General features: G+C 69.7%; 22 protein-coding genes and 6 tRNA genes. 16 read left to right on the plus strand and 12 right to left on the minus strand.

Translation table 11 applies throughout. From position 1 onward, the window contains the following. The first annotated feature begins 12 nt into the window (after nucleotides 1-12). Complete coding sequence (locus tag E0497_RS08900; RefSeq protein ID WP_137724576.1) at nucleotides 13-2,304, plus strand: molybdopterin-dependent oxidoreductase; 2,292 nt, start codon at nucleotides 13-15, stop codon at nucleotides 2,302-2,304. Nucleotides 2,305-2,362: 58 nt separating this feature from the next. On the opposite strand, the gene msrB is transcribed toward E0497_RS08900, so the two are convergent. The 4 genes from msrB to E0497_RS08920 are packed head-to-tail and all read right to left on the minus strand — an operon-like array spanning nucleotide 2,363 to nucleotide 6,456. After that, complete coding sequence (gene msrB, locus E0497_RS08905) at nucleotides 2,363-2,797, minus strand: peptide-methionine (R)-S-oxide reductase MsrB (protein WP_137724439.1); 435 nt, start codon at nucleotides 2,795-2,797, stop codon at nucleotides 2,363-2,365. Then, entirely contained in the window at nucleotides 2,794-4,041 is a 1,248-nt protein-coding gene (locus E0497_RS08910; RefSeq protein WP_421958323.1) for a glycosyltransferase family 87 protein, read from the minus strand. The genes msrB and E0497_RS08910 overlap by 4 nt, the downstream gene beginning before the upstream one ends. Nucleotides 4,042-4,088: 47 nt before the next feature. Then, nucleotides 4,089-5,657 carry an alpha/beta hydrolase gene (locus E0497_RS08915; RefSeq protein ID WP_241665806.1) on the minus strand — a complete coding sequence of 523 codons (1,569 nt, stop codon included), beginning with the start codon at nucleotides 5,655-5,657 and terminating at the stop codon, nucleotides 4,089-4,091. A gap of 22 nt (nucleotides 5,658-5,679) precedes the next feature. Continuing rightward, nucleotides 5,680-6,456, minus strand: coding sequence for a pyrimidine reductase family protein (locus E0497_RS08920; protein WP_137724442.1), 777 nt, complete (start codon nucleotides 6,454-6,456; stop codon nucleotides 5,680-5,682). 22 nt (nucleotides 6,457-6,478) lie between these two features. On the opposite strand from E0497_RS08920, the gene zapE reads away from it, so the two are divergent. Further along, nucleotides 6,479-7,492, plus strand: coding sequence for a cell division protein ZapE (gene zapE, locus E0497_RS08925; RefSeq protein WP_137724443.1), 1,014 nt, complete (start codon nucleotides 6,479-6,481; stop codon nucleotides 7,490-7,492). Between the two features lie 27 nt (nucleotides 7,493-7,519). Here zapE and E0497_RS08930 read toward each other — a convergent pair whose 3' ends face one another. Continuing rightward, nucleotides 7,520-8,050 carry a GNAT family N-acetyltransferase gene (locus E0497_RS08930; protein ID WP_137724444.1) on the minus strand — a complete coding sequence of 177 codons (531 nt, stop codon included), beginning with the start codon at nucleotides 8,048-8,050 and terminating at the stop codon, nucleotides 7,520-7,522. Between the two features lie 4 nt (nucleotides 8,051-8,054). After that, nucleotides 8,055-9,284, minus strand: a complete 1,230-nt coding sequence (locus E0497_RS08935) for an MFS transporter (RefSeq protein ID WP_241665807.1) — start codon at nucleotides 9,282-9,284, stop codon at nucleotides 8,055-8,057. A 58-nt stretch (nucleotides 9,285-9,342) separates the two neighbouring features. Here E0497_RS08935 and E0497_RS08940 point away from each other — a divergent pair, with 58 nt between their 5' ends. Further along, nucleotides 9,343-10,728 (plus strand): GH1 family beta-glucosidase, encoded by a 1,386-nt coding sequence (locus E0497_RS08940; protein ID WP_137724445.1) that lies wholly within the window; start codon nucleotides 9,343-9,345, stop codon nucleotides 10,726-10,728. A gap of 43 nt (nucleotides 10,729-10,771) precedes the next feature. Here the strand turns inward: E0497_RS08940 and E0497_RS08945 are convergent. From E0497_RS08945 to E0497_RS08965, 5 genes are all read right to left on the minus strand, one after another. Beyond that, nucleotides 10,772-10,846, minus strand: a tRNA-Val gene (locus E0497_RS08945). A 32-nt stretch (nucleotides 10,847-10,878) separates the two neighbouring features. Continuing rightward, nucleotides 10,879-10,954 (minus strand) — tRNA-Gly (locus E0497_RS08950). A gap of 44 nt (nucleotides 10,955-10,998) precedes the next feature. Then, nucleotides 10,999-11,073, minus strand: a tRNA-Val gene (locus E0497_RS08955). A 1-nt stretch (nucleotide 11,074) separates the two neighbouring features. After that, nucleotides 11,075-11,145, minus strand: a tRNA-Cys gene (locus E0497_RS08960). Between the two features lie 25 nt (nucleotides 11,146-11,170). After that, a tRNA-Gly gene (locus tag E0497_RS08965) sits at nucleotides 11,171-11,243 on the minus strand. Between the two features lie 411 nt (nucleotides 11,244-11,654). Between E0497_RS08965 and E0497_RS08970 the strand changes: the two genes are divergently transcribed. From E0497_RS08970 to pdxT, 10 genes are all read left to right on the plus strand, one after another. Continuing rightward, nucleotides 11,655-11,726, plus strand: a tRNA-Val gene (locus E0497_RS08970). 274 nt (nucleotides 11,727-12,000) lie between these two features. Beyond that, entirely contained in the window at nucleotides 12,001-14,049 is a 2,049-nt protein-coding gene (gene thrS, locus E0497_RS08975) for a threonine--tRNA ligase (protein WP_137724446.1), read from the plus strand. Further along, nucleotides 14,049-14,609, plus strand: a complete 561-nt coding sequence (locus E0497_RS08980) for an ATP adenylyltransferase (RefSeq protein ID WP_137724447.1) — start codon at nucleotides 14,049-14,051, stop codon at nucleotides 14,607-14,609. Before thrS ends, E0497_RS08980 begins: the two co-directional genes overlap by 1 nt. A 31-nt stretch (nucleotides 14,610-14,640) precedes the next feature. Then, nucleotides 14,641-15,321 (plus strand): phosphatidylinositol phosphate synthase, encoded by a 681-nt coding sequence (gene pgsA / locus E0497_RS08985; protein ID WP_137724448.1) that lies wholly within the window; start codon nucleotides 14,641-14,643, stop codon nucleotides 15,319-15,321. 8 nt (nucleotides 15,322-15,329) lie between these two features. After that, nucleotides 15,330-16,274 carry a phosphatidylinositol mannoside acyltransferase gene (locus E0497_RS08990; protein WP_137724578.1) on the plus strand — a complete coding sequence of 315 codons (945 nt, stop codon included), beginning with the start codon at nucleotides 15,330-15,332 and terminating at the stop codon, nucleotides 16,272-16,274. Continuing rightward, entirely contained in the window at nucleotides 16,271-17,398 is a 1,128-nt protein-coding gene (locus E0497_RS08995) for a glycosyltransferase family 4 protein (RefSeq protein ID WP_137724449.1), read from the plus strand. The genes E0497_RS08990 and E0497_RS08995 overlap by 4 nt, the downstream gene beginning before the upstream one ends. Next, a complete protein-coding gene (locus E0497_RS09000) occupies nucleotides 17,395-18,408 on the plus strand; it encodes an NUDIX hydrolase (RefSeq protein WP_137724450.1) in 1,014 nt (337 codons plus the stop codon). Before E0497_RS08995 ends, E0497_RS09000 begins: the two co-directional genes overlap by 4 nt. A 147-nt stretch (nucleotides 18,409-18,555) precedes the next feature. Beyond that, entirely contained in the window at nucleotides 18,556-19,458 is a 903-nt protein-coding gene (gene pdxS / locus E0497_RS09005) for a pyridoxal 5'-phosphate synthase lyase subunit PdxS (RefSeq protein ID WP_137724451.1), read from the plus strand. A 129-nt stretch (nucleotides 19,459-19,587) separates the two neighbouring features. Next, a complete protein-coding gene (locus E0497_RS09010; RefSeq protein WP_137724452.1) occupies nucleotides 19,588-20,409 on the plus strand; it encodes an acyl-CoA thioesterase in 822 nt (273 codons plus the stop codon). 61 nt (nucleotides 20,410-20,470) lie between these two features. Next, a complete protein-coding gene (gene pdxT, locus E0497_RS09015; protein ID WP_137724453.1) occupies nucleotides 20,471-21,076 on the plus strand; it encodes a pyridoxal 5'-phosphate synthase glutaminase subunit PdxT in 606 nt (201 codons plus the stop codon). An 84-nt stretch (nucleotides 21,077-21,160) separates the two neighbouring features. Here pdxT and E0497_RS09020 read toward each other — a convergent pair whose 3' ends face one another. Next, on the minus strand, nucleotides 21,161-22,201 hold the full coding sequence (locus E0497_RS09020) for an alpha/beta hydrolase (protein ID WP_137724454.1): 1,041 nt from the start codon (nucleotides 22,199-22,201) through the stop codon (nucleotides 21,161-21,163). Between the two features lie 299 nt (nucleotides 22,202-22,500). On the opposite strand from E0497_RS09020, the gene E0497_RS09025 reads away from it, so the two are divergent. From E0497_RS09025 to ruvC, 3 genes are all read left to right on the plus strand, one after another. Continuing rightward, nucleotides 22,501-23,253, plus strand: a complete 753-nt coding sequence (locus E0497_RS09025; RefSeq protein WP_137724455.1) for a YebC/PmpR family DNA-binding transcriptional regulator — start codon at nucleotides 22,501-22,503, stop codon at nucleotides 23,251-23,253. Nucleotides 23,254-23,426: 173 nt separating this feature from the next. Beyond that, nucleotides 23,427-25,142 carry a 3-ketosteroid-delta-1-dehydrogenase gene (locus E0497_RS09030; RefSeq protein ID WP_241665808.1) on the plus strand — a complete coding sequence of 572 codons (1,716 nt, stop codon included), beginning with the start codon at nucleotides 23,427-23,429 and terminating at the stop codon, nucleotides 25,140-25,142. 78 nt (nucleotides 25,143-25,220) lie between these two features. Beyond that, nucleotides 25,221-25,802, plus strand: a complete 582-nt coding sequence (ruvC, locus tag E0497_RS09035; protein ID WP_137724456.1) for a crossover junction endodeoxyribonuclease RuvC — start codon at nucleotides 25,221-25,223, stop codon at nucleotides 25,800-25,802. Nucleotides 25,803-25,812 lie beyond the last annotated feature (10 nt).

Below are 25,812 nucleotides of genomic sequence, written 5' to 3' on the forward strand. Positions count from 1 at the left end.
CGTCACCAGCACATGGCGCACTGGGGCATGTTCGAGGTCGAGGCATCCGGCGGCGACGTCACCGCGGTGCACCCGTACGCGGGCGATGCGGACCCGTCACCGATCCTGGGGAACCTGCCCGGATCGGTGCGGGACCGCACCCGCGTCACCGGCCCCGCCGTCCGCCGCGGCTGGCTCGACCACGGCCCCGGATCGTCGGATGTCCGCGGCGCCGACGAGTTCGTGCCCGTGACCTGGGACGAGCTGCACGACCTGTTGGCGGGCGAGCTGCGACGCGTCGTCGACGAGCACGGCAACCGGGCGATCTTCGGCGGCTCCTACGGATGGTCGAGCGCCGGACGCTTCCACCATGCCCAGAGCCAGATCCACCGCTTCCTCAACCTGCTCGGCGGCTACACCCGCTCGGTGCAGAACTATTCGATCGGCGCGACCGGCGTCATCATGCCCCACGTCGTCGGCGCCCACTGGAAGCTGTTCGCCCGCGCCACCGACTGGACCGTCATCGCCGAGCACACCGACCTGATGGTGTGCTTCGGCGGGGTCCCGGTCAAGAACACCGCCGTCGCATCCGGCGGCACCAGCGCCCACCCCACCCGCGGCGCCCTCGACCGGCTCCGCGCCCGCGGCGGGCGACTGGTGTCGATCAGCCCGCTGCGCGACGACCTGCACGGCGAGTACGAGTGGCTCGCCCCCGTCCCCGGCACCGACGTCGCGCTCATGCTCGCCCTCGCATACGTCCTCGCGTCGGAAGGGTTGCACGACAAGGACTTTCTGCACCGCTACTGCACCGGCTACGACCGCTTCGAGACCTACCTGTTCGGCGCCGGCGACGGCGTCGCGAAGACCCCGGAGTGGGCGTCGACGCTGTCCGGGATCCCCGCCGAGCAGATCGCCGCCCTGGCCCGCCGGATGGCCGCCGGCCGCACCATGGTCACCGTCACGTGGTCGCTGCAACGCGTCCGGCACGGCGAACAGGCGCCGTGGGCGGGCATCACCCTCGCAGCGATGCTCGGACAGATAGGGGTGCCCGGAGGCGGATTCGGGCACGGCTACGGCTCGATGAACGAACCCGGACTCGGACCGGTGCCGTACCCGCTGCCCACCCTGTTCCAGGGCAGCAACCCGGTCGACGACTTCATCCCGGCCGCCGCGATCTCGGAGCTGCTGCTGCGGCCGGGGGAGGAGTTCGACCACGACGGCCGACGCCACACCTACCCCGACATCCGGCTCGTGTACTGGGCCGGCGGTAACCCGTTCCACCACCACCAGAATCTGCCGCGGCTGCGGCGGGCACTGGGCCGTCCGGACACGATCGTCGTGCACGACCCGTACTGGACGCCGATGGCTCGGCACGCCGACATCGTCGTCCCGTCCACCACGAGCCTCGAGCGCGACGACCTCGCGTGCAGCCGCAACGATCCGCTGCTCGTCGCCATGAGCCGGGCGGTGCCCCGGTACGCCGGGGCCCGCGACGACTACGACACGTTCGCCGCCCTCGCCCACCGACTCGGGTTCGGGGAACGGTTCACCGAGGGCCGCACCGCCGGGCAGTGGATCGAGCACCTGTACGAGCAGTGGCGCGGGTTCGTGCGCGCCGACCCGCAGCATGTCGAGGCGCCGACGTACACCGAGTTCCGGCGGCGCGGGCACGTGCGGATGCGCACCGAGGACCGGCTCACCCTGCTCTCCGACTTCCGCGACGACCCGGTCGCGAATCCGCTGCGCACCCCGAGCGGGCGCATCGAGATCTTCTCCGCGACCGTCGAGAGTTTCGGCTACGACGACTGCCGCGGCCACCCCCGCTGGTACGAGCCCGACGAATGGCTCGGCAGCGAGCGCGCATCCCGGTTCCCGCTGCACCTGATCGCGAACCAGCCGAAGACCCGCCTGCACGGGCAACTCGACCACGGCCCGGTCAGCCGGGCGTCGAAGATCCGTGGCCGCGAACCGATCCGCATGCACCCCGACGACGCCGCCGCCCGCGGCATCACCGCCGGGGACGTGGTGCGGGTGTTCAACGACCGCGGCGCGTGCCTCGCCGGCGCCGTCCTCGACGACGGCGTCCGCCGCCACGTGGTGCAACTGTCCACCGGCGCCTGGTACGACCCCCTCGACCCCGCCGACCCGGACAGCATGTGCGTGCACGGCAACCCCAACGTGCTCACCGCCGACGTCGGCAGCTCCCGGCTGTCCCACGGCTGCACCGGCCAGCACGTCCTGGTGCAGATCGAGAAGTTCGACGGGGAACCGCCGCCGATCCGGGCGTTCGAGCCGCCGATCCGACGGCCGCTGCGCGCAGAATGACACCCCGCGCGCGCCATCGTGCGCGCGGCGCGTCGACTCGCGAGCGGGAGCGAGCGGTTCAGTCCCCGGCAGGCTGGAGCGTCAGGGAAATGCTGTTGATGCAGTACCGCTGGTCGGTGGGGGTGGGGTAGCCCTCGCCCTCGAAGACGTGGCCGAGGTGGCTGTGACACGAACGGCACAGGACTTCGACGCGGTGCATGCCGAGCGTGTTGTCGGCGCGCAGCAGGACGGCGTCCGAGTCGGTGGGGTCGAAGAACGACGGCCACCCGCAGTGCGACGCGAACTTTTCGCTGCTGCGGAACAGTTCGGCCCCGCAGCCGCGGCACGTGTACACGCCCTCGGCGGTGGTGTCGGTGTATTCGCCGACGTGTGGCGGCTCGGTTCCGGCCTGCCGCAGCACGTGGTATTCCTCGGGCGTCAGCTGCGCCCGCCATTCCCCGTCGTTCCGGCGGACGGTCGGCTCCGGCAATCCTGCATCATGTGAGGCGGTCATACCTCGACGCTAGCCCGTCCGGTCGACCGTTCGGCGACGAGGAAGTCCGGGTCGATACCGCGGTCGAGGCGTCCCTCCCGTTTCGCGGTGAGGTACCGGTTGGTCAGGACCGCGAACACCACGATCAGCAGCAGGCTCCAACCCATCGTGCCCTTGAGGTATTCGGCGGCCCGCCCCTCCTCGAGGAAACGGTTCGAGATCCACGAGTCGGCGGCGAACACGCCGTAGATCGCGAGCCACGCCGGCCAGTTCCGGAGCACCGAGTTCCGCAGCACCACCGTCATGACCAGTGGGAACAGCAGCATCGAATAGTACAGCTGGCCGAGCGATCCGATGAGGAACGATGCGGCCACGAGCACACCGGACGCCGTGGTGACGAAGAACAGTTCGTCGTGGCGGTAGTAGCGGTACAGCAGCCACAGCGACACCGCGACCATCGCGACGAAGCCCAGGCGCAGCGCCCAGATCATCACGAGCGGAAGACCGTAGTAGGTGCCGTTGCCGACGATCGCGCTGTTGAAGTAGTCCCGCGACTCCAGCAGGTACGGCAGCGTGTGCTCGACGAACGCCCACGGATCCGCGGCCAGCGGCCACGCCACCGCCGTCAGGATCAGCGGGATACCGGCGGCGGTGACGAACACCTTCCACTGGCCGCGCACCAGCGGCAGCAGCAGCAGCGGCGCCAGGATCGGTTTCACCGCGAACGTCAGACCGATCGCGGCACCCGACCACAGATCCTTGCGGCGCATCAGCAGGAACAGGAACGCGATCTCGCCGAGCAGGACGAGCCCGTTGATGTTCGAGAAGACCAGCGTGTTCGTGACGGTTTCGGTGGAGAACGCGGCCAGCAGCAGGATCGGCGCCGCCACCGAATCCAGGGCCAGCCCGAACATCTTGAGCAGCAGATACAGGGCCGCGATCACCGCGATCGCGTTCACCAGGATGAACAGCCACCGCGACTTCTCCGGGTCGAGGATCGCGATCGGCGCCATCAACAGGGTTCCGGACGGCGGATACAGGTAGTGCGGATCCACCGAATTGAAGTTCGCGGTGTAGACGTCCTCACGATTGAGGAACCGCAGCGCCGCCTGATAGACCGGCGCGTAGTCGTCGGTGTAGGCACCGTTGACGGCCCGGACGACGACCCGGTGGATCACCGTCATCACGGCGAGGGGCCACAGGGCGAAGTTGATGACCTCGGCGGTGGTGCGTCCGGTACGCGGCTCGAATCGTCGAAGGAACACCACGGCACGGTACACCGGATACCCTCCCGAATCGGACTCGGCCCAGATCAGGCCGGGCAGGCGCCCGCGTTCGGCGGCAGCGTCGCATCTTCGAGATAACGGGTCAGGTGCCCGCGGGCGCACTCCGAATGCGTCGTCGCCGGGTGCCCGAACCCCTCCCACCGCACCCCCGACCACGGTGCCCCGGCGAGTGTGAGGGAGCCGGTCAGCGTGGACAGCCCACCGGTGCCGACGACCGGGTCGGCGGCGCCGTCGAACACCAGGATCGGGACCGGAACGGCGGTCGGCAGCGCCGGCGGGGGAGTCGCCGGCCACGCCGCGCACCGCAGCAACCCGAGCGCGGCGTCCGCACCGAACACCGGATACGTCGTCGCCCACTCCTGCCGCAACTGCTCGACGCGTCCCGGGCCCGGCCACTGCTGACCGTCCGAACAGCGGGCGACGAACTGGCCGTCGGACCCGGTGACCGCATCGGTCGCCGCGATCAACCCCTGCAGCGGTGCGACGTCACCTCGGTCGGCGGCCGCCAGCACGTCCGCCAGCTCCCGCACCCGGGCAGTCTGGTCGCCGCGCGGCGACCCCAGGAACCCGGACACCGAGGCCAGCAGCGCACTCGACGACACCGTCCCCAGCTCGCCGGCCGCCGCCCGATCCCGCAGCGCGGTGACCGCCGCGACCGGATCCGCGCCGAGCGCACACGCGAGCGCGGCGCAGCGGCGGGCGTACGCGGCCAGCGCCGCCTCCTGCCCGGCCGCGCGGTGCTCGGCGGCCGTCGCCGCGTCGACGGTCGTCCCGGCCGGCGCGTCGAGCACCAGCCGTCCCACCCGCTCCGGATACTTCGCGGTGAACGCCAACGCCACCGCGGCGCCGTTCCCGGTGCCGAGCAGAGCGATCGTGTCCACCTGCCACATCCGGCGCAGCTGCTCGAGATCGTCGGCGGCATGCGCGGTGTCGAACGCGAGCGCGTACGGCGCCGCCGCATCCGTGCACGCCACTGTCGCGTCCCGGCCGGCCGCCGCCACCGCATCGGCCGCCGACCCGCCGCCCGCGGTGAACTGGCCCAGATCGGCGAGTGCCCGACGGTCGACGGTGTCCCCGCAGTCGATCGGGGTCGACGCCCCGAACCCGCGCCGGTCGACCGCGACGATCGGCTGCCGTTCGAGCAGCGTCGCGCTCGGACCCGTCGCGAGCGCCGCCAGCGTGGTCGACGACGCCGCATCGGCGCCGGACGTGAGCACGAGCGGTGCCGCATCCAGGGGTGTCCGCGGCAGGCGTGCCCGGGTGGCACCCACCTGGATCGACCGGGCCGGACCCGCCGCCGGCGTGTCGACCGGGGATGTGAACGTGGCGCACTCGAGGACGAGACCGTCCGGGCCGGGACCGACCCCGAGCGGGGCCAGGGCCGCGGTGGTGCAGTCCGTCCACGCGAGGTCGTGCACCGGCGCCCGCAGGTCCGGCGCCGGCGGTGCCTCGCTCGTCCGGGGCGTCGACCCGCCGCCGTGTTCGACGACCGCCACGTCCGGCCGGGACGACGGGCCCGCCCCGCACCCGGTCCCGACCGCGAGCACCACCCCGGCGATCGCGGCCACCCCGATCCTGCGCGCACCCGTCTGCATGCCGGACAGCCTGCCAGCCCGATCACGCATCGTCGGCCCGGACCCACCGGGTCAGCAGGGTGCCGTCGTCGTCACCGAGGACGTGGGCGCGCCGCATCGGCGTCGGGGACGCGGCAGGGGACACCGCGATCCGCCCGGCGGCCCCGGCCACCAGCTGCGGCGACATCGTCAGACACACCTCGTCGACGACACCGTCGGCGAGGAGTGCCCCGAACAGGCCCGGCCCGCCCTCGCACAGCACCCGGTACAGGCCGCGCCGGCGCAGGGTCGCCACCAGCTCCCGGCCACCGACCGCGGCGTCGGCGATCACCGCCACCTCCGCGCCCGCGTCCTGCAGTCGCGTCAACTGTCCGGCGTCGGCTCGCGCGGACGTCAGCACGATCGGCGCCACGACCGTGTCGGTGAACAGCCGCGACCCCGGATCGAGGCGTCCGCTCGCGGTCACCACCACGATCGGCGGCACGTCCGACTGTCCCCGCGACCGTCGCCGCTCCACCTCGGCGGCCGACATCCGGGCGCCGCCGTAGTCCTCGGCGCGGGCCGTCCCGCCGCCGACGACGACCGCGTCGGCCAGCTCCCGCAGAATCCCGAACACCCGTTGGTCGGCGGGTGTGCCCAGTCCCGCGCTCGCCCCGTCGACTGCCACCGCCCCGTCGATGCTGGACACGAAATTCACCCGCAGCCACGGCCTGCCCCGGCCGGACGGATACCCGTAGAGTGAACGCAGATCCTCGTCGCCGAGCGGCTCGTTTCTTGTGAAGTAGGTCGCATTATCCAGACGCTGCACGTGATCGATCACAGCACGTCGATACGCTCGGTGCATGCATGCACGTCTTGTCGATCGCAATCCGGTGGTGCCGGCCGATCAATTGGTTGCCCAGATGGTGCCCCCGGCGATGTTCGACGAGGTCAGCTTCGCGTCCTACATTCCCGACCCCAAGGAACCCAGCCAGGCGGCCGCGGTCGTCAAGGCCGAGGAGTTCTCCGCGAAGGTCGGCAAGATCCGCGGCGGCGGCCGGCGTGGCCTGTTCGGACGCAAGACACAGCAGTCCGGTGCCGGTCTGTACCTCGACGGCGGCTTCGGTGTCGGCAAGACCCACCTGCTCGCGTCGATCTTCCACAGCTCCCCGTCGCCCAAGGCGTTCGGCACGTTCGTCGAGCTGACGCACGTCGTCGGCGCGCTCGGCTTCAACCGGGCCGTCGAGGAACTGTCCCAGCATTCGGTGCTGTGCATCGACGAGTTCGAGCTCGACGATCCGGGCGACACCATGCTCGTGTCCCGGCTGCTCACCGAACTGTCGGCGCGCGGCGTGTCGATCGTCGCGACGTCGAACACGCTGCCCGGCCAGCTCGGCGAGGGCCGGTTCGCCGCACAGGACTTCCTGCGTGAGATCAAGAAGCTCGGCTCGATCTTCGAAACCCTCCGCGTCGACGGCCCCGACTACCGGCACCGCGACCTGCCGCCGGCCCCGGAACCCACCGACGACGCCGACCTGATCGCCCGCGCGGAGTCCATCGACGGTGCCACCCTCGACGACTTCGACGAGCTGTGCGCGCACCTGAGCACGCTGCACCCGTCCCGCTACGGCAAGCTCGTCGAGGGCGTCCCGGCAGTGTTCATCAAGGGTGTCCATCCGGCCGCCGACCAGTCCGTCGCGCTGCGTCTCGTCGTCCTCGCCGACCGCCTGTACGACGCCAGCATCCCGGTCACCGTGTCCGGCGCGAAGCTCGACGAGATCTTCACCCCCGAGATGGTCGCCGGCGGCTACCGCAAGAAGTACCTGCGCGCCATGTCGCGTCTGCTCGCGCTCTCGCGTTTCGAGGTCGCAGCCTGAACCACCGGCTCACGTGATGCGGCGCGGCTACAGGCCGCGCTGCATCACGAAGTCGTGGTGGGTCCGGCTACCCACCCGGAAGGTTTTCGTCCCGACCTTCTCGAACCCGTGTTTGATGTAGAACTTCTGCGCCCGCACGTTCTCCTGGTTGACGCCGAGCCACACCCCGGTGCAGTCCGCGTCCCGGGCGTATTTCACCGCCGCCTCCATGAGCGCCGCCGCCACCCCCGACCCGTGCCGGTCCGGCAGCACGTAGAGCTTGCTGATCTCCATGGTCGGCTGCAGCGACACCGCGGACCGGATGTCGTGGTCGTCGGGCATGCCCTCCACGAGCATCACGTAGCCGACGATCTCGCCGCCCGCAGTCGCCTCGAGGACCGTCCGCGCCGGATCGGTGAGGTATTCGGAGAACTTCTCCGCCGAGAGCACGTCGTCGATGAACGCCTCGATGTCCTCCTGCGTCGCGTGCGGCGGGCACGCCAACGGGAAGGTCACCGCGGCGACGTCGGCGAGCGCCTCCGCGTCCCACAGTCCGGCGCGGTCCACGGAAATCGTCACGGTGTCACCTCGGGGTCGCCTCGGGCAGGGTCGGGTCGGTCCCGGTAAGTACACCATCCTCCGGTGACGCACCGGTCCGGCGCGGCGCGAACGCCGGGGCCAGCGCGAACAGCACGACGGCGAACAGCAGCGGCACCACGAACCCGATCCGCAGGTCGGTGACGGCCGCGACACCGCCGATCACCCCGCCGGCGACGATCGTGCCCGCATAGTTGAACAGGTTGATCCGGGCGACGACGGCGTCCGTCTGCTCCGGCGGGGCCAACCGTCCGGCCGCACTGAAACTGAGCGGCGCGATGACCGGCGCACCCAGACCCACGACGAAGAATCCGACGATCGCGACGACCGGGCTCGGGGCGAGGACCGCGATCAGCAGGCCGACGACGCTGATCGCGGCACCGGCCCGCACCACCGCGGTCTCCCCGAACCGGCGCACCCAATGGTCGCCGGTGAGCCGCGAGATCAGTGCCGTCACCTGGTAGGCGCCCATCGCGAGGGCGGCGGTGCCCGCATCGGACAGCAGCACCTCCTTGAGGTACAGCGGCGAGTAGGTGCCGATCCCGAAGTCGATGGCATAGAACAGCAGCATCGCGACACCGAGCGCCAGGAACGGGCGCATCGGCACCGACAGCGGTGCGGCCGCCGACCCCGCGGCCGCCCGCTCGTGCCCGGTGCGCAACAGGTGCGGCCCGATCCACGCGCAGCATCCGGCGACCACCACGGCCGCGACGATCACCGACACCGCCACCGACAGATCCAGCGCCGAGCAGGCCGCGACGTATCCGGCGCCGACGATCGCACCGACACTCCACGACGCATGGAACGACGACAGGATCACCCGCCCGTAGGCGTGCTGGATCGACACGGCCTGCATGTTCGCGGCCGCATCCACGATGCCGAGCCCGATCCCGTACAGCGCGAACGCCGCCAGGAACGCCGGCGTCGATCCGGCGAGCGCGATGACGGCACCACCGGCTGCGATCACGACCAGCCCGGTCCTCAGTGTCGTCCGGCTCGACGTGGCCTTCGCGAGTTGCTCGGCCACGACACTGCCGACACCCGCGACGACGGAGATCCCGACGACGGTCGCCGCGACCAGGGTGTCACCGAATCCGAGGTTCTCCTTGAACTGGGGGAGCTGCGTGAGCAGCACGGCCAGCAGGAATCCCTGCAGACCGAAGGCGATCGAGGCCGAGATCCGGGCGCGGCCGGGGGTATCCGTGTTTCGTATCACTGGACGAGTGTCCAATATTGTGCTCCGTTTCGTGGCGTTCTCTGCTTCACTGCACATCATGGCGGCACAACAGTCTCTACCGGAGTTTCCCGACAATTTCCTGTTCGGTGTCGCGGCAGCGGCCTATCAGATCGAGGGGGCGGTCGACGAGGGCGGCCGCGGCCGATCCATCTGGGACGAGTTCTGCCGCAGGCCCGGCAAGGTCGCCGGCGGCGAGACCGGGGACATCGCAACCGACCACTACCACCGCTACCGCGAGGACGTCGCCCTCATCCGCGACCTCGGCGTCGACGCCTACCGGCTGTCGATCGCGTGGCCGCGGATCCAGCCCGACGGCGCCGGCGCGGTCAACGCGGCGGGACTCGACTTCTACGACCGGCTGATCGACGAACTGTGTTCCGCCGGAATCACACCCGCGGTCACCCTGTTCCACTGGGACCTGCCGCAAACCCTGCAGGACGCCGGTGGCTGGTGCAGTCGGGAGACGGCGCACCGGCTCGCGGACTACGCGACGATCGTGGGGGAGCGACTCGGCGACCGCGTCGGCATGTGGATGCCGCTCAACGAACCCGTCGTCCACACCCTCTACGGGCACGCGCTCGGCGTGCACGCCCCCGGCCTCGAACTCGGGTTCGGGGCACTGCAGGCCGCGCACCACCAACTGCTCGGACACGGCCTGGCGGTGCAGGCGCTACGCGCCGCCGGCTGCAGCAACATCGGGATCGCGTCGAATCACGCCCCCGTGCACCCGGCGTCGGACACGGACGCCGATGTGGAGGCCGCCGACATCTACGACCACATCGTGAACTGGACGTTCGCCGACCCGATCCTGCTCGGCAAGTATCCGGCCGACGAACTCGCCGCGATCCTCACCGGACCCGTCGACGACGACCTGGCCGTGATCGCGCAACCTCTCGACTGGTTCGGCATCAACTACTACGAGCCGACGCGCATCGCCGCACCCGGCGACGGGGAGGGCACGTCCGGGGTGCTCGAGGTGGATCTGCCACCCGGAATGCCGTTCGCGCCCGTGGCGCTCGACGGATATCCGCGCACCGACTTCGGCTGGCCCATCGTCCCCGACGGCCTGCGCGAGATCCTCGAGATCTTCCGGGACCGCTACGGCGCCGCACTGCCCCCGATCCACATCACCGAGAGCGGTTGCTCGTTCCACGACCCGGCACCCGACGCCGGCGGCCGGGTCCGTGACGACCGTCGCATCGCCTACCACGCCGAACACCTCGCCGCGGTCCGCGCCGCGATGGACGCCGGCGTCGACGTGCGCGGCTACTTCGTGTGGTCGATCCTCGACAACTTCGAATGGGCCGCCGGCTACCGGGAACGCTTCGGACTCGTCCACGTGGACTACGACACACTCACCCGCACCCCGAAGGACTCCTACCGGTGGCTGCAACGCGAACTGGTCGCCCGCCGGAACCGGTGAGAAACGACGAAAGGCACCTCCGAGTGGAGGTGCCTTTCGTGTGTGGTGCGCGATACTGGGATTGAACCAGTGACCTCTTCCGTGTCAGGGAAGCGCTCTCCCGCTGAGCTAATCGCGCGGGTCGTGCAGACCGGCCACAGGGGCCGATCGTGGAGCGGATGACGGGATTCGAACCCGCGACCCTCACCTTGGCAAGGTGATGCGCTACCAGCTGCGCTACATCCGCATGTCTAACATTCAAGTCCCTCGACAGCGTACTGCCGAGAAACTTGGTGCGCGATACTGGGATTGAACCAGTGACCTCTTCCGTGTCAGGGAAGCGCTCTCCCGCTGAGCTAATCGCGCGAGGTGGAGACGGGAATCGAACCCGTGTGCACGGCTTTGCAGGCCGTTGCCTCACCACTCGGCCACTCCACCATAAAAGGTCGAGTCCAACCTCTCGAGCGGATGACGGGATTCGAACCCGCGACCCTCACCTTGGCAAGGTGATGCGCTACCAGCTGCGCTACATCCGCATTTGCTCCGGCGGGGCGTTTCCGCTTCCCCGGTGCGGTGAGAACATTAGCGGACCATTCGAGAAAGGCACAAATCAGCAGGTCAACGGCAGAAAAGAGCGTGTAGAAGTGCCATTGCGGCAGGTAGTCGGACGGGCTCAACCGGTGAACGGTGAACATTCCGCGCCGCGACGGCTGAAGGGACCCCTCGTACGCCCCTGGGAGCTGAAGGGACCCTTCAGTCGGCAGTGCGAGGCCGGCGCGGCGTCGGAGAGCTGAAGTGCGCCCGTGCTCGCGTGTGTGTACGCGCGCGAGACGGCCGGCCGGTATGCGCCCGACAGTGCTGCAACGGTCGTGACCTGGGGATTCGTGTTCAGCGATGGTAGGTGTTAGTGTTTCGTCTCGTTCGACCGCGAGCATTCGGCGCGGTTCGGTCCCGTGGCTCAGTGGGAGAGCGTCCGCTTCACACGCGGAAGGTCGCTGGTTCGATCCCAGCCGGGACCACACACGACAACCCCCGATCGGTTCGCCGGTCGGGGGTTGTCTCGTTCCTCTGCCGAGGTTGTCGTCGCAGGGGTTCTGTGACTGCCCAGACCGTGTGCGCAGGGAATCGGTCTGCGACGGTTCGACAACCCCTGCGACAACCTCTGCGACGCCGCCGGCGGATCGGCCCCGACATCCGCGGCGGCGGTACGCCTCCACTCCACGCGGCACGGTGCCGATAGCATGGGATCGCCCCGGAACCGGGGCACATCCTCATACCTAGGAGCGCATCGCCGTGACCACGCCCGCATCCGTTACCCCAGCCGCACGCGTCCGGGTGCCCGCCGGGACGACCGCGGGCGCGGCAGTCCGGGAAGCCGGCCTCCCGACGAAGGGGCCCGACACGATCGTCGTCGTCCGTGACGTAGACGGCAACCTCAAGGACCTGTCGTGGACGCCGGAGACCGATGCCGAGGTGGAGGCCGTCGCCGCCGACACCGAGGACGGCCGCAGTGTCATCCGGCACTCGTGCGCGCACGTGCTGGCGCAGGCCGTCCAGCAGGAGTTCCCGGACGCCAAGCTGGGCATCGGCCCGCCGATCAAGGACGGCTTCTACTACGACTTCCAGGTCGCGGAGCCGTTCACCCCGGAGGATCTGGCGCGTCTCGAGAAGCGGATGAAGAAGATCGTCAAGGATGCGCAGCGGTTCTCCCGCCGTGTCGTCGAGGACATCGAGGACGCCCGCGTCGAGCTGGCGAACGAGCCGTTCAAGATCGAGCTGATCAGTGACAAGTCGGGGATCGACGATCCCGAGGTGATGGAGGTCGGCGGCAACGAGCTGACGATCTACGACAACCTCAATCCGCGCACCGGCGAGGTGATCTGGAAGGACCTGTGCCGCGGCCCGCACATTCCGACCACCAAGTTCATCCCGGCATTCAAGATCACCCGCAGTTCGGCGGCGTACTGGCGCGGCAATCAGGAGAACGCGCAGCTGCAGCGCGTCTACGGCACCGCGTGGGAGTCGTCCGAGGCTCTCGACAAGCATCTCGAGCTGCTCGCCGAGGCGGAGCGCCGCGACCACCGCAAGCTCGGCGCCGAACTGGATCTGTTCTCGTTCCCGGACGAGCTGGGCTCGGGTCTGCCGGTGTTCCACCCCAAGGGCGGCATCATCCGCCAGGAGATGGAGAACTACTCGCGGCAACGGCACGTCGAGGCCGGCTACGACTTCGTCAACACCCCGCACATCACCAAGGGGCATCTGTACGAGGTGTCCGGTCACCTCGACTGGTACCGCGACGGCATGTTCCCGGCGATGCACATCGACGAGGAGCGCAACGAGGACGGCACGGTGCGCAAGCCGGGCCAGGACTACTACCTCAAGCCGATGAACTGCCCGATGCACGACCTGATCTTCCGTTCGCGGGGCCGGTCGTACCGGGAGCTGCCGCTGCGCATGTTCGAGTTCGGTTCGGTCTACCGCTACGAGAAGTCGGGCGTCGTGCACGGACTGACCCGCGTGCGCGGCATGACGCAGGACGACGCGCACATCTTCTGCACCCCCGAGCAGATGCGCGACGAACTCACCAGCGTTCTGCGCTTCATTCTGGACGTGCTCAAGGACTACGGCCTCGACGACTACTACCTCGAGCTGTCGACCAAGAATCCGGACAAGTTCGTCGGCAGCGACGAGCTGTGGGAGACCGCGACCGAGACGCTGCGTGAGGTCGGTGAGGCGTCCGGCCTGAACCTGGTGCCGGATCCGGGTGGCGCCGCGTTCTACGGCCCGAAGATCTCGGTGCAGGTGCAGGACGCGCTGGGCCGCAGCTGGCAGATGTCGACGATCCAGCTGGACTTCAACCTGCCGGAGCGGTTCGAGCTCGAGTACACCGGCACCGACGGTGCCAAGCACCGTCCGGTGATGATCCACCGTGCGCTGTTCGGATCGATCGAACGGTTCTTCGGCGTGCTCACCGAGCACTACGCGGGTGCGTTCCCGGCGTGGCTCGCGCCTGTCCAGGTGGTCGGCATCCCGGTAGCGGAGGCGTTCGAGGACCACCTGTTCGACGTCGTGAAGCAGCTGAAGAAGCTCGGGGTGCGCGCCGAGGTCGACGTCAGCGACGACCGCATGCAGAAGAAGATCCGCAACCACACCACCGCGAAGGTGCCGTTCATGCTGCTCGCCGGAGAGCGGGACGTCGAGGCCGGCGCGGTGAGCTTCCGGTTCCGGGACGGCACCCAGGTCAACGGGGTGCCCGTCGCGCAGGCCGTCGCCACGATCGCCGATTGGATCGCGCGGCGCGAGAACGCGTCGCCCACGGCGGAACTGCTCGGTGGTGCGTAGTGACGGACCAGGCGAACGGCGACACGGACCACGGCACCCTCGTCGACACCGGCCCCGGTGACCCGGACCGGTTGCAGCGGCTGTGGTCGCCGCACCGCATGTCGTACATCGCGGAGGCCCCGAAGACCGCCGCGTCCGACGAGGGTCCGTTCACGGCGATCCCGAAGATGAGCGACGAGGAAGGGTTGATCGTCGCGCGCGGCGAGCACGTGTACGCGGTGCTCAACCTGTACCCGTACAACCCGGGCCATCTGATGGTGGTGCCGTACCGCAAGGTCGCGGCGCTCGAGGATCTGACGCCGGAGGAGAGCGCCGAGTTGATGGCGTTCACGCAGCAGGCGATCCGCGTCATCAAGCGGGTGTCGAATCCGGACGCGTTCAACGTCGGCCTCAATCTCGGTGCGGCGGCGGGTGGTTCGCTCGCCGAGCACCTGCACCAGCACATCGTGCCGCGCTGGGGTGGTGACGCGAACTTCATCACCGTCCTCGGTGGTGTGAAGGTGATGCCGCAGTTGCTCCGCGAGACGCGGGCGCTGCTCGCGGAAGCCTGGAACGCGTGATTCACAGCCGGCGCGGTAGGGGGGGAACAGCGTGCTGAGTTTCTTCGGACGCGCCTCTGTGTCCAAGGTGACGGCGCCGATGGGGCAGGCCCTGGTGAAGACCGGGCTCACCCCCGACACGGTGACGATCGTCGGCACCGTCGCGAGCGTCGCGGGTGCGCTCACGCTGTTCCCGTCCGGGCATCTGTTCTGGGGAACCATGCTGATCTGGTTCTTCGTGATGTTCGACATGCTCGACGGGGCGATGGCCCGTGCCCGCGGCGGCGGCACCCGCTACGGTGCCGTGCTCGACGCGACGTGCGACCGGGTCGCCGACGGCGCGATCTTCGCGGGTCTGGCGTGGTGGGCGGTCTACCACGAGGACAGCAAACCGCTGCTGGCCGCGACCCTGATCTGCCTGGTGACCTCGCAGGTCATCTCGTATGCGAAGGCCCGCGCGGAGGCCAGTGGCCTGTCCGCCGACGGTGGCCTGATCGAGCGCCCGGACCGGCTGGTCATCGTGCTGGTCGGTGCCGGGTTGACCGGTATCGCCGGGCACTACGGCATCGGCTGGCTGCACTGGGCGGTGTACGTCGCGATGTGGTTCCTCGCGGCCGCGAGCGTCGTCACCGTGTTCCAGCGGGTCCTCGCGGTCCGTAACTCGGCGGGGGCGCGTGAACTGCTGCCGACGACGCCGCCGCGTCCGGCAAGTGACGTCGAGGACGTGTCGTGACGTCCGCGGTGTCGTTCTCCGAACGTCTCACGGACCTCGGTTACGCCGCCGGCTGGCGGCTCGTGCGGGCCCTGCCCGAGCGGGTCGCGGCGACCCTGTTCGACGCCGGAGCCGATCTCGCGGCCCGGCGCGGTGCATATGGCGCGGCTCGCCGCGGTGGCGGCCCACAACAGTTGCGCCGCAACCTCGCCCGGGTGTTGGGGGTCCCGCCGGAGCAGGTGCCCGACGAGCTGATCCGGGCGTCGCTGCGCTCGTATGCCCGCTACTGGCGGGAGGCGTTCCGGCTGCCGTCGATGGATCTGGCGGCGGTCCGGACGATGCTCGACGATGTGATCGTCGGCACCGAGTACCTCGAGGCGGCGATGGCCGACGGCAAGGGCGCAGTCCTGGCGTTGCCGCACAGCGGCAACTGGGACATGGCCGGGGTGTGGTGTACCCGGACGTGGGGTGGACTGTCCACCGTCGCGGAACGGTTGAAGCCCGAATCGCTGTACCGCCGGTTCGTCGACTACCGGGAGAGCCTCGGATTCGAGATCTTCCCGCTCAGCGGCGGCGAGCAGCCGCCGTTCCGGGAGTTGACGACACGGCTGCGTCAGAACAAGGTGGTGTGCCTGCTCGGGGAGCGGGACCTGGCCGCGAAGGGGGTGCCGGTCACGTTCTTCGGTGAACCCACCCGGATGCCCGCCGGCCCGGCGAAGCTCGCGATCGAGACCGGGGCGGCGCTGCTGCCCGTGCACTGCTGGTTCACCGACGACGGCTGGGGCTTCTCGATCGCCCCGCCGATCGACGTGTCCGACGGACTCGAGGCGGCCACCCAGGCTCTTGCGGACGCGTTCGCGTCGAACATCGCCGCCCATCCCGCGGACTGGCACATGCTGCAGCCGCTGTGGCTGGACGACCTGTCCGACGCCCGTCGTGCCCGCATGGAGACGCCCGGGACGGAGGCGCCGTGAGGATCGGCATGGTCTGCCCGTACTCGTTCGACGTGCCGGGCGGGGTGCAGGCGCACGTCGTCGAACTCGCGCAGGTGTTCATCGAACGCGGGCACAAGGTCAGTGTCCTGGCGCCGGCGTCGGAGGGCACCGAGCTGCCCGACTTCGTGGTGTCCGCGGGCCGCGCCGTCGCGATCCCCTACAACGGGTCGGTGGCGCGGCTGACGTTCGGGCCCGTCTCGTATGCGCGGACCCGGCGCTGGATCGCCGACGGCGACTTCGACGTCCTGCACATCCACGAGCCGAACGCGCCGAGCCTGTCGATGCTCGCGATGAAGATCGCGGAGGGGCCGATCGTCGCCACGTTCCACACGTCGACGACGAAGTCGTTGGTGCTCAGCACGTTCCAGGGGGTGCTGCAGCCGTACCTGGAGAAGATCAGCGGCCGGATCGCGGTGTCCGAGCTGGCGCGGCGCTGGCAGGTGGAATCGCTCGGCTCGGACGCCGTGGAGATCCCCAACGGCGTCGACGTGCCCGCGTTCGCGCACGCGCAGCCGCTGCCCGGCTATCCTCGGGCCGGGAAGACGGTGCTGTTCCTCGGCCGCTACGACGAACCCCGCAAGGGCATGGCCGTCCTCCTCGGCGCGCTTCCGGCGCTCGCCGAGAAGTACCCGGATCTCGAGGTGCTCGTCGTCGGCCGCGGCGACGAGGACAAGCTGCGCAAGGACGCGGGACGTCACGCGAAGCATCTGCGACTGCTCGGTCAGGTCAGTGACGCGGAGAAGGCGTCGGCCCTGCGCAGTGCCGACGTGTACTGCGCCCCCAACCTCGGCGGCGAGAGCTTCGGCATCGTGCTGGTGGAGGCGATGGCAGCAGGTGCGCCCGTCGTGGCCAGCGAGCTCGACGCGTTCCGCCGGGTGCTGCGCGACGGCACCGCCGGCCTGCTCGTCCCGGTCGGGGACGCAGCGGCGCTGGCGTCCGCGCTCGGCACCGTCCTCGGGGACGCGGACCGTCGCCGCGCCCTGACCGACGTCGCGAGTGTCGTGGTCGGCGAATACGACTGGCCGGTCGTCGCCGAGCAGATCCTGCGGGTGTACGAGACGGTGACGGTCGGTGCCGCCGGTGTGCGTGAGGTGCGGTCGTGACGTTCTCGGCCACGACGATTCTCGTCGTCGCGCTGATCGCCGCCGTCGTCGTGGTGATCGGGGCGTGGGCGTACGCGACCGCGAACCGGCTCGACCGGCTGCACGTGCGCTCGGACCTGTCGTGGCAGGCGCTCGACGCGGCCCTCGCCCGCCGATCGGTGGTGGTGCGGGCGATCGCGTCGGCGATGAACGGCCCGGTCGAGAGCAAGCGGCTCACCTCGCTGGCCGGGCATGCCGAACGCGCCGACCGCACGCATCGGGAGGCCGCGGAGAACGCGCTGTCGGCGGCGCTGGTGAACGTCGACACCCACACGCTGCCACCGCAATTGGTCGCGGAACTGGCCGACGCGGAGGCCCGGGTGCTGATCGCCCGCCGCTTCCACAACGACGCGGTCCGCGACACCCTCGCGCTGCGGACCCGGCGCCCGGTCCGGTGGCTGCACCTCGGCGGCACCGCGCCGCTGCCGACGTACTTCGAGATCGCCGAACGCACCGAGCCGTCGGGCCTGCAACTCGACGAGGTCCGCACGTCGGCCCGCGTCGTCCTGCTCGACCCGGACGGCCGGGTGCTGCTGCTGCGCGGGCACGACCCGGACGCGCCGGAGGCGGCGTTCTGGTTCACGGTCGGCGGCGGCGTCGAGTCGGGGGAGACCCTGCGGGCGGCCGCGGTCCGCGAGGTCCACGAGGAGACGGGGCTTACGCTCACACCGGACGCGTTGCGCGGCCCGCTGTGGCGCCGGGTGGCGATCTTCCCGTTCGCCGGTGACCTGATCCGCTCCGAGGAACTGTTCTTCGCGGCCCGGACCGGCGAGTTCGCCCCGTCCGGCGGCGGTTTCACGGACCTCGAGCAGCGCACGATCACCGAGCAGCGTTGGTGCGCGGTATCGGACATCCGGGCGATCCAGCAGTCCGGGGAGCCGGTGTACCCGCAGGATCTGGCGGAGTTGCTCGGTGAGGCGAACCTCGTGGTCGTCCGGGCCGACGACCCCGAGGTCCGTGCGATCCGCTGATGTGACCGACGCCATTGCGGTCCGGCTATCCGACACTGGCTATCGGCGCCGCGGCGGTGTCGTCCTAGAATTACGCATGCGCCTCGGGACCGAGCGGATCCGCGCGCGCAAGATCATTCCCAGCCGGCGAGAACCCAGGAGATTGCTGTGAGCACCCCCGACACCACCCCCACTACCGGCACGGCACGCGTGAAGCGGGGCATGGCCGAGATGCTCAAGGGCGGCGTCATCATGGACGTGGTCAACGCAGAGCAGGCCAAGATCGCCGAGGATGCCGGCGCCGTCGCCGTCATGGCCCTCGAGCGGGTCCCGGCCGACATCCGCGCCCAGGGCGGCGTCTCGCGCATGTCCGACCCGGACATGATCGACGGCATCATCGAGGCCGTCTCGATCCCGGTCATGGCGAAGGCCCGCATCGGCCACTTCGTCGAGGCGCAGATCCTGCAGTCCCTCGGTGTCGACTACATCGACGAGTCCGAGGTCCTCACCCCGGCCGACTTCGAGAACCACATCGACAAGTTCGCGTTCACGGTGCCGTTCGTGTGTGGCGCCACCAACCTCGGTGAGGCCCTGCGCCGCATCAACGAGGGTGCCGCGATGATCCGCTCCAAGGGCGAGGCCGGCACCGGCGACGTCTCCAACGCCACCACCCACATGCGCAAGATCCGTCAGGAGATCCGTCGCCTGACATCGCTGCCCGAGGACGAACTGTACGTCGCCGCCAAGGAACTGCAGGCACCGTACGACCTGGTCGTCGAGGTCGCCAAGGCCGGCAAGCTGCCCGTCACCCTGTTCACCGCCGGTGGCATCGCCACCCCGGCCGACGCCGCGATGATGATGCAGCTCGGCGCCGAGGGCGTGTTCGTCGGCTCCGGCATCTTCAAGTCCGGCAACCCGGCCGAGCGGGCCGCCGCGATCGTCAAGGCCACCACGTTCCACGACGACCCGGATGTTCTCGCGAAGGTCTCCCGTGGTCTCGGCGAGGCGATGGTCGGCATCAACGTCGACGAGATCCCGCAGCCGCACCGCCTGGCCGAGCGCGGCTGGTGATCCGGCGCGTCGGACGTTGCTGACGCACTGACACAGACGAACGCGGTGAGGACCCGATGGGGTCCTCACCGCGTTCGTGTTTCTCCGTTGCTAGCCTGAGCGCACATGCTGCGGAAGGGGATTCGTGTGATGACGAAGATCGAGCAGATTCTGGAGCTGGAGCGGCTCGAGAAGGACATCTACCGCGGTATCGCGACGGAGACGATGCTGCCCCGCACGTTCGGCGGTCAGGTCGCCGGGCAGGCGCTGGTGTCCGCGGTCCGCACCGTCGACGAGCACTTCCACGTCCACTCGCTGCACGGCTACTTCCTGCGGCCGGGCAACCCGGTGCTGCCGATCGTGTACCTGGTGGACCGGATCCGGGACGGCCGCTCGTTCGCGACCCGGCGGGTCACCGCGGTGCAGGACGGTCAGGCGATCTTCACGATGTCGGTGTCGTTCCACGTCCTCGACGAGGGCATGGAGCACATGGACGCGATGCCGGACGTGCCGGCACCGGAGGATCTGCCGGACGCGGCGAGCCTGGTCGGCGACGACGTGCACTGGGAGTTCCGGGAGTGGGCGGACTGGGATCTGCGGTACGTGCCGGCCGACCGGATCGCCCGCAAACCCGGTGTGCCGGTGCAGCAGCAGGTGTGGTTCCGGTCCCGCGACCGGCTGCCCGACGATCCGGTCTTCCACATCTGCACTCTCGCCTACATGAGCGACATGACGCTGCTGGCGTCGGCGAGCATCCTCGACCCGGACACCCCGATCCAGAGCGCGTCCCTCGACCACGCGCTGTGGTTCCTGCGCCCGTTCCGGGCCGACGACTGGCTGCTCTACGACCAGACGTCGCCGTCCGCAGGCCACGGTCGGGCCCTGACCGAGGGCCGGATCTTCGACCGCCACGGCAACCTCGTCGCATCCGTCGTGCAGGAAGGGCTGACGCGGTTGCTGCGTCGGGACTGACGGCCGCGGCTGATAGCGTTTCCGTCTGTCAACGGCGTCGAACAGTGCAGGAATTTCTCTCGTGACGAATCAACCGACCATCGGCGTGCTCGCTCTGCAGGGCGACGTGCGTGAGCATCTCGCGGCCCTCGAATCGTGTGGGGCCCAGGCGATCGGTGTACGCCGGCTCGCGGAACTCGAATCCGTCGACGGACTGGTGATTCCCGGTGGCGAGTCGACGACGATGAGCCGGCTGCTCACGGTGTTCGACCTGCTCGAGCCGCTGCGCGCCCGGCTCAAGGACGGCATGCCCGCCTACGGGTCGTGCGCGGGCATGATCCTGCTCGCGAGCGAGGTCCTCGACACCCGCCCCGACGCCGAACACCTCGACGGACTCGACATCACGGTGCGCCGCAACGCGTTCGGCCGTCAGGTCGACTCGTTCGAGGCCGACCTCGACTTCACGGGCATCGACGGCGACCCGGTGCGTGCGGTGTTCATCCGCGCGCCGTGGGTCGAGCGGGTCGGCCCGGGCGTCGACGTCCTGGCCCGGGTGCCGGAAGGCCCCGCCGCAGGCGCCGTGGTGGCGGTGCGGCAGGGTCCGGTCCTGGCGACGTCGTTCCATCCGGAGGTCACCGGCGACCGTCGCGTCCACGGACTGTTCGTGGACATGGTCCGCGGAAACTGACGGTGCGCGGGAACTGACTGCGCACACACCGGCGGTGCGGGGGAACCGAGGTTCCCCCGCACCGTCAGCGTTCGTGAACCGGGCTCACCACGCGTTGAGCGTGTTCAGGATCTGGCCGCGGGAGTGCCACAGCTGATCCGACCAGTAGCCCCACGCGTGCGTGCCGCGTGGCGTGAAATCGTAGGTGGCCGGGATGCCCAGGCTGTTCAGCCGCATCTCGAACGCCCGGGTGTTGGCCAGCGAGATGGTCTCGAGGCCCATCGCGGTGGACGTGTTGAACGACGTCGTCAGGCCCGCGGAGCCGGCCGAACCCATCGACCCGGTGTCGGACGAGCCGAGCGATCCGAGGAACCAGCCGGGCGTGTCGTACTGGCCGGGCAGGCCGCTGCCGGACGAGATGTACATCGACAGCCCGCGCAACTTCTCCGCGTTCACGAACGGGTCGTTGCGCATCCACGCCGGATCCCACGGCGGGCCCCACATGGCGTCGACGTTGTAGCGGCCGGCGTCGAGCATCGCGATCCGGATCATCTCCCGCATACCGGGCGCGGACAGGTTGAGGTAGCCGGAATACGAGGCCGCGAACTTGAACTGGTCACGGTGCCACGCGGCGAGGGTCAGCGCGGCGGAGCCGCCCATCGACAGGCCGGCGACCGCGTTGTTGGTGCGGGAGACGCCGCGAGTCTCGAGGTAGGCGGGCAGTTCCTGGGTCAGGAACGTCTCCCACTTGTAGGTGTACGGCTGGCTGTTGAAATTGCTGGGGCCGTACCAGTCCGAGTAGAAACTCGACTCGCCGCCGACCGGCAGCACGAGCGTGAGATTGTCCCGGCGGAACTGATCGAACGCGTTGGTCTCGAACGACCACGCGTTGCGGTCGTCGCGGGCCCGCATACCGTCGAGCAGGTACAGCGCGGCGTTACCGCCCCGCTCCGCCCACTGGATCTGAACCTTGATCGGCCCCATGCTCGACGGGACCTGTACCTCCTCGTAGCCACCCCACGGCGCCGCCTGGGCGGTCGCCGGGGTGACTGCCACCGCGAGCGCGGGCGCCAGCAGCGCGGCCGCTCCGAGTCCGGCCAGCCGTTTCTTCCACCGGTCGGTGAATCTCGGTCTGTGCGTACGCATTCGTTCGCCTTTCCCCCAACGATGCCGTCGTCCTCGTCGTCTCACGCCCCCGCGCGGCGGACGACCCGGCCCCGTCGATCTCGATGTCTCGTCAGTTTCGTCTCTGGAAGGGTGCCCTCCGGGACGGCGAGCGTCCGGAGAACACAACAAGTTCTACCCGATCGTGACCTTTCGGGGGAGTCGCGGATTCGGATCGGGCGTGTGGGCGGGTAGGATCGAACCTCCGACAAGTGTGCAGTCGTACCGCCGTGGGAGTCGTCGTTTCTGTCACGGCACGCTGCAGAAAGGGGCTCCCACGAATGAGCGGCCACTCCAAATGGGCTACCACCAAGCACAAGAAGGCCGTGATCGACGCCAAGCGCGGCAAGATGTTCGCGAAGCTGATCAAGAACATCGAGGTGGCAGCTCGTACGGGTGGTGGCGATCCGTCGGGTAACCCCACGCTGTTCGACGCCATCCAGAAGGCCAAGAAGAGCTCGGTCCCGAACGACAACATCGAGCGGGCCCGCAAGCGTGGCGGCGGCGAGGAAGCCGGCGGCGCCGACTGGCAGACCATCATGTACGAGGGCTACGGCCCCAACGGTGTCGCCGTCCTGATCGAGTGCCTCACCGACAACCGCAACCGCGCGGCCGGCGAGGTGCGCACCGCGATGACGCGCAACGGCGGCAACATGGCCGACCCGGGTTCGGTGTCGTACCTGTTCACCCGCAAGGGTGTCATCGTGCTGGAGAAGAACGGCCGCACCGAGGACGATCTGCTCGAGATCGTGCTCGAGGCGGGCGCCGAGGAGATCAACGATCTCGGTGAGCAGTTCGAGATCGTGTGCGAGGCCGCCGATTTCATCGCGGTCCGGACCGCGCTCGTCGACGCCGGCGTCGAGTACGAGTCGGCCGACCCGGACTTCCGGGCATCCGTCGAGGTCCCGGTCGACGCCGAGGGCGCCCGCAAGGTGTTCAAGCTCGTCGACGCCCTCGAGGACTCCGACGACGTGCAGAACGTCTACACCAACGTCGACCTCTCCGACGAGGTGCTCGCCGAACTCGACGCGTAGCAGCACGACGGTCAGCGAACTCCCGCCCCCGGAACGGTCACCCGTTCCGCGGGCGGGAGTTCTGCATCCGGCCCGGGATCGGGAATCCTCCCGCCCGGCGGGAAGCACGATGGCCGCGGCCGGGTCCCCGTACCTAGCGTTCAGCGCACTATCCCGAGGAACAGGAGAGTGCCGTGAGCGACACCAGTGCGAGCAACCGCCGAGAATCGGCTCCGACCCCCGTGCGTGACGTCACCGTCGACCTGCTCGTCGTCGGGGCGGGGACGGGCATGGCCGCGGCCCTGGCCGCGCACGAACTGGGCCTGTCCACGCTGATCGTCGAGAAGACGAAGTACGTCGGCGGGTCGACCGCGCGGTCCGGTGGCGCGTTCTGGATCCCGGCGAACCCGGTGCTGCAGGACGCCGGTGCCGGGGACACCCTCGAGCGTGCCCGCACGTACGTCCGCTCGGTGGTCGACGGATCCGCGCCGGAGGAGCGGGGGAGCGCGTTCCTCGACCACGGCGCCGCCACCGTCGAGATGCTGCGACGGACCACCCCGATGCGGTTCTTCTGGGCCGAGGAGTACTCCGACTACCACCCGGAACTGCCCGGCGGATCCGCGCGGGGCCGGACCTGTGAGTGCCTGCCCTTCGACGCCTCCGTCCTCGGTGCCGAGCGGTCGCGACTCCGTCCCGGAGTGATGGAGGCTCCGATTCCGATGCCGACGACGGGCGCCGACTACAAGTGGATGAACCTCGTCGCGCGGGTGCCGTCCAAGGGCCTGCCGCGCATCGTCAAGCGCGCCGCCCAGGGCATCGGCGGGCTCGCACTGAAACGCGAATACATGGCAGGCGGTCAGGCCCTCGCCGCCGGCCTGTTCGCCGGCGTGCTCGACGCCGGGATCCCGGTCTGGACCGAGACGTCCCTGACCCGCCTGGTCACCGAGGGGGACGCGGTGACCGGTGCGGTCGTCGTCCGGGGCGGGCAGGAGGTGACCGTGACGGCCCGCCGCGGCGTCGTCCTCGCCACCGGCGGCTTCGACCACGACATGGCCATGCGCCACAAGTTCCAGTCGGAGAATCTCGTGGACCACGAGAGTTTCGGCGCGGAGGGCAACACCGGCGACGGGATCCGCATCGCCCAGCAGGTGGGTGCCGGCACCGGACTGATGGACCAGGCGTGGTGGTTCCCCGCCGTTGCGGCACTGCCCGGCAAGGATCCCCTGGTCATGCTGGCGGAACGGTCGCTGCCCGGGTCGTTCATCGTCGATCACACCGGCCGCCGGTTCGTCAACGAGTCCACGGACTACATGTCGTTCGGCCAGCGGATCCTCGAGCGGGAACGTGCCGGCGACCCCGTCGAGTCGATGTGGATCGTCTTCGACCAGGCGTACCGCAACAGCTACATCTTCGCGGCGGGACTCTTCCCCCGACAGCCGCTGCCCCCGTCCTGGTACGACGCCGGCATCGCCCACCTGTCGTCCGACCCCGGGGAACTCGCCCGCTCGGCGGGTCTGCCGGAGGGCGCGTTCACGGAGACGTTCCGGCGGTTCAACGAGGCCGCGGCGGCCGGTGTCGACTCGGACTTCCGTCGTGGCGCCAGTGCCTACGACCGCTACTACGGCGATCCGACGGTCACCCCGAACCCGAACCTGCGGCCGTTGACCAAGGGGCCGTACTACGCGGTCCGGATGACACTCAGCGACCTCGGCACGTGCGGCGGGGTCCGGGCCGACGAACGGGGGCGCGTCGTCCGCGAGGACGGCAGCACCGTCCCGGGGCTCTACGCGATCGGCAACACGGCGGCCAACGTGTTCGGCGACAAGTATCCCGGTGCGGGAGCGACGATCGGGCAGGGACTCGTGTACGGCTACATCGCCGCCCACGACGCCGCACGGCGCGCCGTCTGACCCACGGCGCTCGCCGCCCGCGCCCACCTCCCGCTATGATCGAACAACTGTTCGGAGAAATGTGCGAGAGGTGGGCGCGTGCGTGTTTTCGGGGTCGATCCGGGTCTGACGCGCTGCGGGTTCGGGGTCGTCGACACCGGCCGGGGACGTGAGGTGACACCGGTCGCGGTCGACGTGATCCGGACGCCACCCGACATGGAGCTGGCGTCCCGGCTGCTCGGGATCTCGAACGCGGCCGAGGAGTGGCTCGACCGCTACCGGCCGACGGTCGTCGCCGTCGAACGGGTGTTCTCGCAGCACAACGTGCGCACCGCTATGGGCACCGCGCAGGCCGGCGGCGTGGTGGCCCTGGCCGCGGCCAAACGTGGCATCCCGGTGTGTTTCCACACGCCGAGCCAGGTCAAGGCGGCGGTCACCGGCAGCGGTACCGCCGACAAGAAGCAGGTCACCGCGATGGTCACCCGCATCCTCGGACTCGACACCGCACCCAGGCCCGCCGACGCGGCCGACGCCCTCGCGCTCGCGATCTGCCACTGTTGGCGCGCGCCGATGCTCGACCGGATGGCAGCCGCCGAAGCCGCGGCCGCCGAACAGAAACGACGCTACGAAATGCGGCTGGCGGCCGTGCGCACGCCGGCCGGGAAGACGGGACCACGGTGAAGGCGGGAAC

Source organism: Prescottella subtropica (genome assembly GCF_005434945.1).
In the GTDB taxonomy this organism is placed as follows: domain Bacteria; phylum Actinomycetota; class Actinomycetes; order Mycobacteriales; family Mycobacteriaceae; genus Prescottella; species Prescottella subtropica.